Here is a 13,211-nt window from a genome sequence, read left to right on the forward strand (position 1 = left end):
CCACTGGGCAGTTCTTATTGGCCACCTACAGGCAGTTCTCATGTCCGCCCACGGGCAGTTTCCGATGTCCATTGACACACGACGTCGGCTGCATGCGCCGCATGGGCCGCCATGACAGTCTGGTACTGCGCATGAGCCGGCCGGGCGAACAGATGCTCGATGTCATGGGCCGCGGCCTTGATTCCCTTGAGCTTTGCGCGCTCGGGGAAGCTCTGCAGGATGCTCTCGTCGTAGTCTGCCTCGGCCGGCAACGGAATGTGGGCAGCTCCCGTCGCGTGCACCCGATCGGCGAATCGTGCGCCGGTGACGAAGCGCACCTGGTCGCCGCGCTCCACAAAGCCGCGCGCGATCGCGAGCATCGGCGTGACATGGCCGTGGGCGGGAATGCTGGCGATGATGATCGATGCCATGGTGGCCCCCCTCGGGTCACGTTCCGCTACGATGTAGTAGTATTCATTACTATGGCACAGCAGTCAATATCGAGGACGGGCTCGCGGTCCTACCGGTCCGAACTGCGTCAGCGCCAGGCCGAGCAAACCCGGACCCGGGTACTGGCCGCGGCCGCCGAGCTGTTCACCGAACATGGTTACGCCCGTACAACCCTGGCGAAAATCGCTCAGGCGGCCGGTGTTTCGCCCGAGACTGTGCAACTGCACGGTCCTAAAGCCGCGCTGATGATCGCCGCCGTCGAGTACGCCGGATTCGGCGTGGCGGGAGAGGGCGACATCCTCAACCTCGACGTCGGCCGCGGCCTGCTCGCGATCCAAGACGGCAGGGAGGCACTCGACTATCTACTCACCGCGCAGGTCAAAATCCACCAACGGACCGCGCCCCTGGCTCCCGCGTTGTATGGCGGCGCCTCGATAGACCCGGAGCTCGGGCGGTATCTCGGGGACCTGAAAGCGAGCATCGGCAAACAGTTCCGCCGCATACTCACCGTCGCGAACGACCGAGGATGGTTGCGTGACGACGTACCCTTCGACGATCTGGTCGAGACGGTCGCGGTAATCGCCAATGTCGACACATATCTGCGCATCACCCGCGACGACGGGTGGTCCGTTGAGCGCTACCGCACCTGGTGCCGGCGCATGCTGACTGAGACGGTCTTCCGCTGAGACTCCCCCGCCGGGGGGATGAGTGGAGAGCGACTGCGCCGCAGAGGCCTTGGGCAACGAATTCTGGTGCAGCCATTCTGAACTGTCGGCTCGCAGGCCTTGGCCACCGAGGTGACGCCCGTGGTCCTGCGTCCGGTGCGGCGGGGGCTGACGATCCGGTCGGGCGGCCACGTGTGACCGAGCGGCAACTCGCGGTCAGCGTGGCCGGCCGCTACTCCGGCTCGCACGCGAAAACGACTGCCGGCCTTCCGGTTTGTCAGCAAGCTTTGGCTTCCACGAGACTGAACGGCGAAGCGGTCGGAATCACCCGCGTCATCCGGAACCCAGCGCGCGCGAGCAACGTCCTGTACTCCTCCGCAGTACGTTCGCGGCTGCCATCCATTCCCAAGAGCATCTCGAGATCAACCCACTTGCCGACGAATTCGCGGTTGTGCTCCGGTATTACGAGTTCGACCAGGACCACCGTGCAGTCCGCTCCACCCGTGGTACGCACGTTGCGCAAGATAGCCTCAGCCTTCTCATCGGGCCAGTCGTGGATGATGTTCTTCAGGACGTACAGGTCGGCCCCTGCGGGGATGCCATCGAAGAACGACCCTGTCTCGATGCGAACCCGCTCTGCCACACCCAGTTTTCGCAACAGTGGTAGCGCCCCGGCCGCAACATCGGGGATTTCCAGCAGCACACCGCGAGCGGTCGGCGCCGCCCCCAGGATTGCGGCCAGCAAGCGGCCGTGTCCGCCGCCCACATCCATGATCGTTTGGTATCGGGTGAAGTCGTAGGCGGCAACCACCGGGAACTCCGCCATCTCCGAAATACTCGTCATGGCACCGTTGAAAAGCTCTGCCAGGTAGGGATCGTCGCCGAGGTAGTCGAAGAATTCCTTGCCGCGAAGACGTGGAATGCTGGCCCTGCCGGTTCTGATGGACTCCGCAAGCATGCTCCAATGCTCGCGATGCTGCGGCGACCCGTAGAACTTCGCTGCCGCAGCCATCGAACCCTTGGCGTCTGTCCGCAGTGTGTCCGCGAGCGGCGTGAGGCCATAAGCGCCACTGGGGTCCCGACGAAATATGCCACGACTTTCCAGCGCACGCAGAAGTCGGCTGACCGCGTCGGGGTCGGCACCGACCTTTGCAGCAAGATCGTCGGGCTGCAGCGGCCCCGCTGCGAGCGCGTCCGCGACACCCAGTTCGGCGGCTGCTTCTATCGCCTGTGAGATCCAGCCCGCCAGGATGAGTTCGGTCATCACGACCGGCGCAGGAGCGAGTCGCTGATGAAAGCGGGAGAGGCTGTACCGCAGGCGGTCAACCAGTTTCACCAACCGAACCGGTGGTACGCGCGTAGGTTGCATGGCGCTCAACCTCCTGTAGTAATATTTAGCCAGAGTTAACTACATTGAATAGAGTTGACTATATTGAAGGTGGGATGCGGGTGTCAACGTCTGAACGCGAATCGCGGCGAACGTATGACAACAGCCGTCGGCAGGCCGATGCCGAGGCTCGTCAACGCCGGATCGTCACGGCGGCGACAGCTCTTTTCGTGGAAACGGGTTTCGCCGCGACGTCGATCGACCAGATCGCGCAAGCTGCAGGCGTCTCATCCCAAACGGTCTACGCCGCATTCGGGTCGAAGGCCGGTGTGCTCTCCAAGGCAATCGACGTCGCAGTCCTGGGTGATTACGGGCCCGAAACGTTGGTTGATCGAATGCCGCCGCTCCCCGATATGTCCAGCGAACCGCAGCACACGTTCTTTGCGACCGCCGCGCACTTCGCCCGCGAGTTGCACGAACGGGTGGCACCGTTGATACAGGTGATGCTGCAGGCGGGCCTGGACGACCTGCGCAGGAGGTTGACTCACGAGATACGCGCTGACTGTGCGTCATGGGTGGAGCAACTGGGGCCGGCACTGCGCCCGAGCCTGACCAAAGACGAAGCTGCCGACATCCTGGTCACCATCATGGCGCCCTACCTGTTTTCCCTGGTCACCGTTGATCTGGGACGGTCGCCAGACCACTACGAGAAGTGGCTGGCCGACGCCCTGGCCCGCCTGCTGCTGAGGCCGGAACTCCTGCCGGAGTAGCTTCTGCACTTCCCTGTCGCCCCCGGTTATGTGCTAGACGTCCTTCGGGAGCAGCAGCTCGTCGCACGGCGACCCCCGACGGTTGATGCGATTTCGCACCGGCTCAAGTCATCGAGTCCCCGGCCGTTCCCCCCATTCGGGGGTCTGCCCCAACGCGGACCCGCCGTATGGTCTCGAGATCATCCGGGCGCCTGCCATTTCGGCGCACCACGACTGGGAGCAACACGAGAACATCAATGGCTGACCTGGCATCGCTGCATGACTGCCTGCTACTGGATCTCGACGGCACGCTGTTCCGGGGTTCGCGACCGATCGCCGGCGCGGTTGAGGCACTCTCCGGTACATCCTGTCGCACGTTGTTTCTGACGAACAACGCGTCCCGCAGCGCAGTGCAGGTAGCAACGCATCTGCGCGAGCTGGGATTCCAAGCGGACCCGGACGACGTCGTCACCAGTGGTCAGTGCGCCGCACAGGCTTTGAGTAACGAATTAGGCTCTGGTGCAGCGGTTCTGGTCGTCGGGTCGGAGGCGTTGGCCGCCGAGGTCGCCGGAGTCGGCCTGCGACCGGTGCGACGGTGGGCCGACAACCCGGTCGCCGTCGTGCAGGGATTCTCTCCGGATATCGGCTGGAATGACCTTGCCGAGGCGGCGCTGGCGATCCGCGCGGGCACACCCTGGGTGGCGACCAATCCGGATCCGACGTTGCCCTCCGAGCGGGGACTGGTTCCCGGGAACGGGTCGATGGTCGCCGCATTACAAGCGGCTACCGGCCGCTCGCCGCGCATCGTCGGCAAGCCGTATGCGCCGATCTTTCGAGCTGCGTTGTCCCGCGGCGATTTTCACCGGCCGTTGGTGGTCGGCGACCGGCTGGATACCGACATCGCCGGCGCTAACTCCGCCGGGCTGCCCAGCCTGCTGGTGCTCAGCGGAGTGACTACGGCGGCCGAGGCTCTGGCCGCACCACCAGCGCAGCGGCCCACCTTCGTCGCCCCGGACCTCAGCGGAATCAGGGCCGACAGCGACTCGCTGCGGGTCGAGGGCCTGAGCGTGTCATCAGCCGGCTGACCGTCGCAGCCAGCGCCTGCGGCTGACGTCCCGGGCCCACGGTCGCGTCTGCCTTCGACATCAGAGCCAACCACGCGTCGGCGGCTCGGGCGACGATCAACAGGATCGGCGGGCAGGCCTCAAAGTGGTCCTTGAGGTGACGGGCGACATCCACTGAGCCGGCCGGGGTGGCATCGCCGTCGAGGATCACCAGGTCGACGCCGCCGATGACCATGGATGCCAGCACCGCCGGATACGACTCCACAAACGCCAGCCGAGTAGTGCTACCGAGTGAAGCGACGACATACCGGCGCAGGCTGTTGTCGTCGCTGTACACCACGGCACGCACTGTCATGCCGCGACATTAGGGCAGCCCCGGCGCGCTGGACAGTCGGCGCGCGCGGATACCCCCAGTGGACCACCCAACCGGGGGATGAGCCGTGGGCGCCCCGATCAGACCATATGACGAGGTCTTCTGCTGCCCATTGGAGGTACCCGCGCATGCTCACCCGCCACACCACGCTGGTGAAGTTCCTCATCGAGGAAAGGCGTCGCCACCCCGAGGCGTCTGGCGAACTGAACTCGCTGATTCTCGATGTCGCCCTTGCCTGCAAGGCCATCTCCACCCGGGTGGCACAAGGTGAGCTCGGCGGCGTGCTGGGTGCCGCCGACGCCGTCAACGTGCAGGGCGAAGTGCAGCAGAAACTCGACGTGCTGGCCAACGACTACTTCTTGCGCGCCACCGAATGGGGCGGACAGGTGGCGGCGATGGCCTCCGAGGAGCTCGCTGAGCCCTACTTGCTGCCCACGCAGTACCCGCGCGGAAAGTACCTGCTGATCTTCGATCCGCTCGACGGGTCCTCGAACATCGACGTGAATGTCTCAGTCGGCAGCATCTTTTCGATCTTGCGTGCCGCCGAACCGGGCACCGACCCGGCGCCCGAGGACTTCCTGCAGCCCGGGTCACAGCAGGTGTGCGCGGGCTACGCGATCTACGGCCCGTCGACCATGCTGGTGCTCACCGTGGGCACCGGAGTGCACGCTTTTACGCTGGATCCCGCACTGGGCGAATTCGTGCTCACCCGACCCAACATCCAGATTCCCCGTTCCACGGGCGAATTCGCGATCAATGCGTCGAACCGCCGATTCTGGGAACCGGCCGTGCAGCGCTACATCGACGAATGCCTGGCGGGCCGAACCGGACCGCGAGGCAAGGACTTCAATATGCGCTGGGTCGCATCGCTGGTCGCCGAGACGCACCGAATCCTGACCCGCGGCGGTGTGTTCCTCTACCCGCGCGACGCCAAGGATCCGGCCAAACCCGGACGACTGCGGCTGCTGTACGAGGCCAGCCCCATCGCCTTCCTGGTCGAGCAGGCCGGCGGTCTGGCCAGCACGGGCCGCGGTCGGCTGATGGACCTGGTGCCAACCGAATTGCATCAACGGGTGCCGCTGATCTTCGGAGCCGCCGACGAGGTGGAACTGATCGAGGAATACCACCGCAAGGACTATGTCCGGCCATCCAGCTCGCCGTTGTACGGCGTACGGGGCTTGTATCGCGTCGTGGCCGGCTGAGCGCAGATAGGGAATATCAATGTCACGCCTGCACCCGATCATCTCCGTCACCGGCTCGTCAGGGGCCGGAACGACTTCCGTGATGAAGACCTTCGATCAGATCTTCCGCCGCGAGGACATCAACGTGGCGTTCGTCGAGGGCGACAGCTTCCACCGGTATGACCGGGTGGCGATGAAGGCGGCGATCGCCGAGGCGCACGCCCGCGGCGACCACACCTTCAGCCACTTCGGGCCGGAGGCGAATCTCTTCGAGGAACTGCAGGATCTCTTCAAGACCTACGGGGAGACCGGGACCGGAAAAATCCGCCGCTACCTTCATGACGACAAAGAAGCCGAGCCGTTCGGACAGCAGCCGGGAACCTTCACGCCGTGGGAGGAGATCCCCGAGGACACCGACATGTTGTTCTACGAGGGGCTGCACGGCGCGATCGTCACCGATGGCGTCGACGTCGCCGCCCACGCCGACCTGCGGATCGGCGTGGTGCCGGTGATCAACTTGGAGTGGATTCAGAAGCTGCACCGCGACAGGGTTTCTCGCGGTTACACCTCCGAGGCGGTGACCGACACCATTTTGCGGCGGATGCCGGACTACGTGAACTACATGTGCACCCAGTTCTCGCACACCGACGTCAACTTCCAGCGGGTGCCGGTGGTCGACACCTCCAACCCGTTCATCGCCAGGTCCATCCCGACCGCCGACGAGTCGATGCTGATCATCCGATTCCGCGACCCGCACGGCATCGACTTCCCCTATCTGCTTGCCATGCTGCATGATTCGTTTATGTCACGGCCGAACACGATCGTGTGCCCCGGCGGGAAGATGGATCTGGCCATGCAGTTGATCTTCACCCCGATGGTGCTGCGGCTGCTGGAACGCCGCCGGGCGCACTTGGCGGCGTCGCGCTAGCGAGCAGGAGCTCGCAATTTCCTGCAAGCTCGTTTCAGCGTCGCGATTAACACGAACAGCATGGCTGAATCCACTAGCCCCTGGCCGCAAGGCGACACACGCTGGATGACGGCGTTGCAAGTCGCTGGGCTCCGACCTGCCTGCCTGGTCTCATTACGGAACTCTTGATTTCCGGAACTGTCTGGTCCAGTATCGGTGAATGTCGACCGGCGCGACGAAACCGCCCACGCTCGCCGCTTTGACAGCCCCCCGGCGCGGTAGGCCGCGCGACGACCGGTTGGACGCGGTGATCGTTGAGGCAACAATCGCCGAGGTCGGCGCGAAGGGGTGGGGCGGCTCGACGATCGAGGGGATCGCCGCACGAGCCGGCGTGGGACGAGGCACCATCTACCGACGCTGGCCGAGCAAGACGGAGTTATTTCAGTACGCCGCAACGGCGGTAACACGTCCTGTCGAGGTGCAGGAAACCGGCTCATTCGTTGACGACCTGTACGCGGCCGTACTGCCAATCGCGGACATGCTGACCCAACCGGAACTCGCTGCGTTGCTCCCCTCGCTGTTGGTCGAAGCCGCGAACGACGCATCGATCCGCCAGACTTTGCGCACCTTCGTGGCGCAGTCACGTCGGCAAGCGATCGACGCTGTCGAACGGGCTCGTCGACGTGGCGACATCTTGCAGTCAACGAACCCCGAGACACTCGTGGACATGCTCGCCGGGGCGATGGTGTATAGGCGGCTGCTACTCGGCGAGGTGAGCGATGCGACGGCAGTCCGTGCCCTGGTTCGCCAGGCCGTTCAGAACTGCTCCACAGTAACCGCCAGCGAGGGGGATTCGTGACGCGAACTCTTGACGTCGACCTCACCGACCCCGAGCTCTATACGGAAGGATTCCCGCACGGCGTCTTCACCGAACTGCGCCAGCGCGGTCCGGTGCACCTTCACCCCCCGATCGAGGGGCGTCTGGGTATCGCGCCGATTCCCTTCTGGTCAATCGTGACGCACGCCGAAATTCAACAAGCCAACCGCGACTGGAAGACCTTCGCCGCGTGTGATGGTCCGATGATCGCGCCCGATCCTCTGATGTCTACGGGGCGCACGTTGCTGACGTTGGATCCGCCCGAACAGACGGTGATGCGTCGAATCATCTCCTCGGAGTTCACCCCACGCATGATCGGCACCCTCGAGCAGCGCCTCACCGACCGCACTGCCCGAATCCTCGAATCGGTAGTGGGAAGCAACTGCGATTTCGTGCGCGACATCGCCTACCAAGTGCCGATGAACCTGATCGCTGACATCATCGGCATTCCCGAGGATGACCGGAGTTGGGTTTTCGAACGCACTGACCACCTCCTCAAATCTGGCGATCCGTACGGCATCTACTCCGAAGAGGACCGGCTCGGGTTCCAAGCTGAGCTGTTCGAGTACGCCCAGCGCATCACAGCTGACAAACGAGCGAATCCTGCCGATGACGTGTGGACAAAGCTCGCGAATCAACTCGACGGCTTCGAACTCGAGATGTTCTTCCTTATCCTGTCGATCGCCGGCAGCGAAACTACGCGTAACGCGCTGACGATGGGGCTCATCGCATTGCTTGACAACCCACATCAATTGGCCGAGTTGCGCGGTAACCCGGATCTTTCTCGGACGGCCGCCGACGAGATCTTGCGCTGGTCGAGTCCGGTCCTGATTTTCGGGCGGACGGCAACCCGGGACACCACAATCGGAGGGCAGGACGTCAGGTCGGGTGATCGGGTGGTGTTCTGGCACCCTTCGGGAAATAGAGACGAATTGGTCTTCGACGATCCATTTCGGTTCGACATTCACCGCTCCCCTAACCCTCACCTCGCCTTCGGCGGAGGGGGCGTCCACTACTGTTTGGGCGCCAATCTTGCCCATAAGGAGATCCGGGTGGTACTGGAGTCCATCGCGGCCGGCTACGACGTCGAGCTGGCCGGACCCGCGGTGTGGACCGGAGCCGGGCCAGTCCACAACGTGGGCATCGGAATCGACTCCCTTCCAGTGCAAGTCACTTCCCGCTACTGATCGACGCTGCTGATGGACACATATCTGGCGCACCAAGACGCGAGCCCATCACCAACCACACGCACGCCAGGGCGCAACCGCATGCGGCTGAAGATCCTCCGACAGACCAGGAATTCCAAAAAAACGGCCCGACATTGCATTTCGCGCCCCCGCGAGCACGCGGATGGCGCGCTGCCGGTTGTCCAAACGCCTAGCGGCGAGGTTGCCTTATGAACAGTACGCAGACTCTGGTACGCGGGATCGGTGCACTGACGGTGGTGCTTACGGCGATTGTCTTCACATTTTCGGCCACTGAACACACGCCGCTCCCAGCAGAAGACCACTATAAAGCGGTCTTCCGCGACGTCAGTGATCTCGACGTGGGAGGCAGCGTGATGCTTCACGGTGCCCGAATAGGATCGGTGTCAGCGATCTCGCTATCCGTGGGGAACATAGTCATCACCTTCAAGATCAATGCCCACCAGCGCCTCGGATCGCGCACTGCAGCGCATATTACTGCCGACACTCCCGCCCATACCGCTGCTTTGACACTGCACTCGCTCGGGAACGGCGCGCTCGCGCCCGGGGATACGATCCCTGTGGAACGCACCAATGTCTACCCACAACCCGATGAAACCATCGACGTAATCGGCGGCGCACGCGACATGGTCGCAGCTATCCTCGATCGGCGATACGGCGTGGACGCACAACGCTTTTCCTTGCTTATGGAAGAACTCTACGAACTTACCGGTTTCCTTTCCGAGAACAGCCTGCGTACCGGGAGCTTGATCATCGATCCCCACATCACCTTCGGATACTTGGCAGAACTGCGCACTGCCATCCAGACAGCGACTACCGAAAATGCTGAGGTGCAAACCATTCGAGCGGGTGCGGGTAGCGGAGACGTAGGCAGTTCTGCGCTCCTGCAGAAGCACGATGAGGACACCAGACTGCGGTTTCTCATCGACGTCATTGCGGCATCACTCTCCGACCTCGCCGCGCCCGACCGTTTCCATCATCCGTAAACCGAGCGGGATCTGCCCAATCCAACATCGCGGAAAGGCCGCCTCGGTCCTCTCGTAACCATGAGATAGACGAGTTTCAGTCAGGAATCGGTCGCCCAGTCTGATTCGTTACGGGCGGCCGGCTACGATGTGTTCGATCGCCGGGTTAATCACGTCCAACGCCGGCTTGGGGTACACGCCTAACACGATCAGCATCGCCAGCAACGGCATCACGACCGTCAGTTCCCTTGGCACCAGATCACACATCGCTTCCTTGCGCGGGCCCGTCATGATCCGCTGATAGAGCCACAGGATGTAGACGGCCGAAAGGACCAGGCCGGTCGCCGCCAAGACGGCGAACAAGGGATACCGGCTGAAAGTACCAACCAGAACCAGCAATTCGCTGACGAAGGGAGCCAGACCGGGAAGCGCGAGTGACGCCATGCCGGCGACCAGAAATGTCCCCGCCAGCACCGGCGCCACCTGCTGCACCCCGCCGTAGTCGGCGATGAGCCGAGACCCTCTGCGGGAGACCAGAAACCCGGCGAGCAGGAAGAGGGCGGCGGTGGCCAGGCCGTGATTGACCATGTACAGCGTTGCGCCGGACTGTCCCTGGCTGGTCATGGCGAAGACGCCCAGCACGATGAACCCGAAGTGGCTGATCGACGAGTAGGCGATCACACGCATGATGTCGCTCTGACCGATCGCGACCAAGGCTCCGTAGATGATCCCAATGACGGCGAGCGCGATCACGAATGGCCGGAACAGCACAGCACTGTCGGGGAAAAGCCGCAAACAATAACGCAGCATTCCAAAGGTGCCGATCTTGTCGACCACGGCCATCATCAGCACCGCGGTCACCGGCGTCGCCTCTGTGGCAACCCCCGGTAGCCAGGTGTGCAATGGCCACAGTGGAGCTTTGACGGCGAAGGCGAGCAGGAAACCGAGAAACACCACGTGCATGACGTCCGGATCGGCCGTGATCTCCCCCGACGTGATCCCGGCCACGATGGCGCGCGAATCGAAGGTTGCCGTCACCAGGTTCAGGCCGATGAGCGCCGCCAGCATGAGCAGCCCACCGAACAGGCTGTAGAGCAAGAACTTCAGCGCCGCCCGCGGCGCGCCGACTCCCCCGTACCGGCCGATGAGGAAGTACATGGGAATCAGCAGTGCCTCGAAGAAGACGAAGAATAGCAACACATCCAAGGCCACCAGCGCGACCAGCATCATCGACTCGATCACCAGCATCAGCGCCAGATAGACGCTGGGTCGTTCGGCGTCGTTCCACCCGGCCAGCAACAGCAGCGGCATCAACACGGTCGTCAACACGATCAACACCATCGCTACACCGTCGATGCCGACGATGTAGCTGGCGCCGAAGGACCTTATCCAGGATTGGCTTTCGACGAATTGGTACTGTGGGTTCGCCGGGTCGAATCCCGCCACCAGCGCGCCTACGATCACCAGGACAGCTACTGAGACGCCTAGGGCCGTGTATTTGCCCACCATCGGCCGGCCGGCGGGGACCGTCGCGACAAGCACCGCTCCGGCCAGCGGCCCCAGCCACAAAGCGCTCAAGATCATGGCGAACTCCCCACTGCAACGCTGAGCAATAGGGCGGTGGCGCCGAAGAAGACGGTCAACGCATACGAGCGGGCGAACCCGGTCTGCAGGCGACGAACACCCGCCGACGTTCGACGGATCAGCCGGGCTACGCCTTCGACGGCGCCGTCGATGCCAGCCCGCTCAACGTCGACCATCGCCCGCGACAATCGGAGACCCGTCCGCATGAACGCCGCCTCGTTCATGCTGTCCCCGAACAGGTCCTGGCGTGCGGCGATTACCGCCACCGATGCCCACTCCGAGGCGATCGTGCGCACCGGCCGGGTGACATACTTGGCGACCGCGACCAGGATGCCGACAGCGACCACGGTCAAGGTGAGCGCCGTGAGCACCCCGACGGGGACGGCCTGATGTGGCTCTAGGCTGTCGGCTGGGTTGGTCACCGGTTGCAGCCACCGTTGCAGGGTCCCTCCGACGGCGAGCGCCGCCCCGCCGCCGAGCGAACCGAGTGCCAGAATTACCATCGGCGCGGTCATCACGGGCGGCGACTCGTGCGGATGAGCATCTGGCTGCCAACGCTTTTCGCCGAAGAAGGTCATGACCATGACGCGGGTCATGTAGAACGCCGTGATCCCGGCGCCGAGCAACGTCACGACGCCGAGTAGCCAGTGCGTCGAGAAGGCCGCTTCGAGGATGGCGTCCTTGGAGAAGAATCCGGCGAACGGGGGCACTCCGATGATCGCCAGATAGCCAAGTCCGAAGGTGGCGAACGTGATCGGCAGTTGGGCGCGTAGAGCCCCGTAGCGACGCATGTCGGTCTCGTCGTCCATGGCGTGCATGACCGATCCAGCCCCCAGGAACAGGCCGGCCTTGAAGAACCCATGGGTGAGTAGGTGCATGATCGCAACTGCATAGCCCGCCGGCCCGAGACCGGCCGCCAGGACCATGTAGCCGATCTGCGACATTGTCGAGGCAGCCAGGGCCTTCTTGATGTCGTCCTTGGCGCATCCGATGACCGCGCCAAACAGCAGGGTAACCGAGCCGACGATCACCACCGCGGTTCGCGCCGCGGGCGCCAGGTCGAACACCGGGCCCGAGCGCACGATCAGATACACCCCGGCGGTGACCATGGTCGCCGCGTGGATCAGCGCGCTCACCGGCGTCGGGCCCTCCATGGCGTCGCCGAGCCAGGACTGCAATGGGACTTGAGCACTCTTGCCGCAGGCGGCCAGCAGAAGTGCCAACCCGATAGCGGTCACGGTGGCCTCAGATGTTGCCGGCGCCTGCGCGAAAGCCGCTGCGTACGAGAGTGTTCCGAGCTGGGTGAACATGATCATCAATGCCAGCGCCAGTCCCACGTCGCCGACCCGGTTGACGATAAACGCTTTTTTGGCCGCGGTGGCGGCGGCGGGCTTGTGTGACCAGAAGCCGATCAGCAGGTAGGACGCCAAACCGACTCCCTCCCAGCCGAAATACAGCCCGAGGTAGTTGTCGGCCAGCACCAGCAGCAGCATGGCGGCCACGAACAGGTTCAGGTAACCGAAGAACCGGCGGCGGCCGGGGTCCTCGCGCAAATAGCCGATCGAATACACGTGAATCAACGCACCCACACCCGTGATCAGCAGCACAAAGCAGATGCTCAGCGCATCCAGCTGCAGGCCGAAATCGACCTTCAGCGAAGGCACCCAAGTGAACAGCGTTTCGTGGATGAGGCGATCCGACGCCGGGCGCCGCAATAACCCCACGAAAAGCATGACGCCTAAACCGAAGGAGACCACAACCGCCCCACATGCCATCAGATGGCCCCACGGGTCGGTACGTCTACCGCCGAGCAACAACACCGCCGCACCCATCAGCGGCAGCGCGATGAGCAACAACACGGCCACGGTGCTCACTGCCTCAGTTT

Annotated in this window: 12 protein-coding genes and 1 pseudogene; 8 read left to right on the forward strand and 5 right to left on the reverse strand. The window is 63.6% G+C overall.

From position 1 onward, the window contains the following. Nucleotides 1–38: 38 nt before the first annotated feature. Nucleotides 39–410 carry a glycosyltransferase gene (locus AWC08_RS35855; protein ID WP_069434198.1) on the reverse strand — a complete coding sequence of 124 codons (372 nt, stop codon included), beginning with the start codon at nt 408–410 and terminating at the stop codon, nt 39–41. 51 nt (nt 411–461) lie between these two features. Between AWC08_RS35855 and AWC08_RS27080 the strand changes: the two genes are divergently transcribed. Then, the gene (locus tag AWC08_RS27080; RefSeq protein WP_065134830.1) at nt 462–1,115 is read left to right on the forward strand and encodes a TetR/AcrR family transcriptional regulator; all 654 of its coding nucleotides are present in this window, start codon (nt 462–464) and stop codon (nt 1,113–1,115) included. A gap of 256 nt (nt 1,116–1,371) precedes the next feature. Here AWC08_RS27080 and AWC08_RS27085 read toward each other — a convergent pair whose 3' ends face one another. After that, nucleotides 1,372–2,430, reverse strand: a complete 1,059-nt coding sequence (locus tag AWC08_RS27085) for a methyltransferase (RefSeq protein WP_419196920.1) — start codon at nt 2,428–2,430, stop codon at nt 1,372–1,374. 113 nt (nt 2,431–2,543) lie between these two features. Between AWC08_RS27085 and AWC08_RS27090 the strand changes: the two genes are divergently transcribed. Both AWC08_RS27090 and AWC08_RS27095 read left to right on the forward strand, forming a co-directional pair. Further along, nucleotides 2,544–3,191 (forward strand): TetR/AcrR family transcriptional regulator, encoded by a 648-nt coding sequence (locus AWC08_RS27090; RefSeq protein ID WP_372511565.1) that lies wholly within the window; start codon nt 2,544–2,546, stop codon nt 3,189–3,191. 236 nt (nt 3,192–3,427) lie between these two features. After that, nucleotides 3,428–4,225 (forward strand): annotated as a pseudogene (locus AWC08_RS27095) (HAD-IIA family hydrolase); the annotation flags it as partial. Here AWC08_RS27095 and AWC08_RS27100 read toward each other — a convergent pair. After that, nucleotides 4,197–4,589 carry a hypothetical protein gene (locus AWC08_RS27100; protein WP_069434195.1) on the reverse strand — a complete coding sequence of 131 codons (393 nt, stop codon included), beginning with the start codon at nt 4,587–4,589 and terminating at the stop codon, nt 4,197–4,199. The pseudogene AWC08_RS27095 and the gene AWC08_RS27100 overlap by 29 nt on opposite strands. A gap of 146 nt (nt 4,590–4,735) precedes the next feature. Here AWC08_RS27100 and AWC08_RS27105 point away from each other — a divergent pair, with 146 nt between their 5' ends. The 5 genes from AWC08_RS27105 (at nt 4,736) to AWC08_RS27125 (ending at nt 9,763) form a co-directional block, all read left to right on the forward strand. After that, on the forward strand, nt 4,736–5,809 hold the full coding sequence (locus tag AWC08_RS27105) for a class 1 fructose-bisphosphatase (protein ID WP_065134825.1): 1,074 nt from the start codon (nt 4,736–4,738) through the stop codon (nt 5,807–5,809). 19 nt (nt 5,810–5,828) lie between these two features. Next, a complete protein-coding gene (locus tag AWC08_RS27110) occupies nt 5,829–6,716 on the forward strand; it encodes a phosphoribulokinase (protein ID WP_069434194.1) in 888 nt (295 codons plus the stop codon). A gap of 286 nt (nt 6,717–7,002) precedes the next feature. Then, nucleotides 7,003–7,554 carry a TetR/AcrR family transcriptional regulator gene (locus tag AWC08_RS27115; RefSeq protein ID WP_232007943.1) on the forward strand — a complete coding sequence of 184 codons (552 nt, stop codon included), beginning with the start codon at nt 7,003–7,005 and terminating at the stop codon, nt 7,552–7,554. Next, on the forward strand, nt 7,551–8,759 hold the full coding sequence (locus AWC08_RS27120; protein WP_069434193.1) for a cytochrome P450: 1,209 nt from the start codon (nt 7,551–7,553) through the stop codon (nt 8,757–8,759). Before AWC08_RS27115 ends, AWC08_RS27120 begins: the two co-directional genes overlap by 4 nt. Nucleotides 8,760–8,968: 209 nt before the next feature. Continuing rightward, nucleotides 8,969–9,763 carry an MlaD family protein gene (locus tag AWC08_RS27125; protein WP_069434192.1) on the forward strand — a complete coding sequence of 265 codons (795 nt, stop codon included), beginning with the start codon at nt 8,969–8,971 and terminating at the stop codon, nt 9,761–9,763. 108 nt (nt 9,764–9,871) lie between these two features. On the opposite strand, the gene AWC08_RS27130 is transcribed toward AWC08_RS27125, so the two are convergent. Together AWC08_RS27130 and nuoL are read right to left on the reverse strand one after the other, a co-directional pair. Next, complete coding sequence (locus AWC08_RS27130) at nt 9,872–11,326, reverse strand: NADH-quinone oxidoreductase subunit M (RefSeq protein ID WP_069434191.1); 1,455 nt, start codon at nt 11,324–11,326, stop codon at nt 9,872–9,874. Then, nucleotides 11,323–13,200: an NADH-quinone oxidoreductase subunit L gene (gene nuoL, locus AWC08_RS27135; protein WP_264076710.1), complete on the reverse strand. Its 1,878-nt coding sequence runs from the start codon at nt 13,198–13,200 to the stop codon at nt 11,323–11,325. Before nuoL ends, AWC08_RS27130 begins: the two co-directional genes overlap by 4 nt. Between the last annotated feature and the right edge of the window lie 11 nt (nt 13,201–13,211).

The organism is Mycobacterium gordonae, assembly GCF_002101675.1.
GTDB lineage: Bacteria > Actinomycetota > Actinomycetes > Mycobacteriales > Mycobacteriaceae > Mycobacterium > Mycobacterium gordonae.

Coding starts and splice junctions, on each gene's coding strand:
- AWC08_RS27100 (WP_069434195.1), bottom strand. CDS start 4,589: ATGACAGTGCGTGCCGTGGTGTACAGCGACGACAACAGCCTGCGCCGG.
- AWC08_RS35855 (WP_069434198.1), bottom strand. CDS start 410: ATGGCATCGATCATCATCGCCAGCATTCCCGCCCACGGCCATGTCACG.
- AWC08_RS27105 (WP_065134825.1), top strand. CDS start 4,736: ATGCTCACCCGCCACACCACGCTGGTGAAGTTCCTCATCGAGGAAAGG.
- AWC08_RS27125 (WP_069434192.1), top strand. CDS start 8,969: ATGAACAGTACGCAGACTCTGGTACGCGGGATCGGTGCACTGACGGTG.
- AWC08_RS27130 (WP_069434191.1), bottom strand. CDS start 11,326: ATGATCTTGAGCGCTTTGTGGCTGGGGCCGCTGGCCGGAGCGGTGCTT.
- AWC08_RS27110 (WP_069434194.1), top strand. CDS start 5,829: ATGTCACGCCTGCACCCGATCATCTCCGTCACCGGCTCGTCAGGGGCC.
- AWC08_RS27080 (WP_065134830.1), top strand. CDS start 462: ATGGCACAGCAGTCAATATCGAGGACGGGCTCGCGGTCCTACCGGTCC.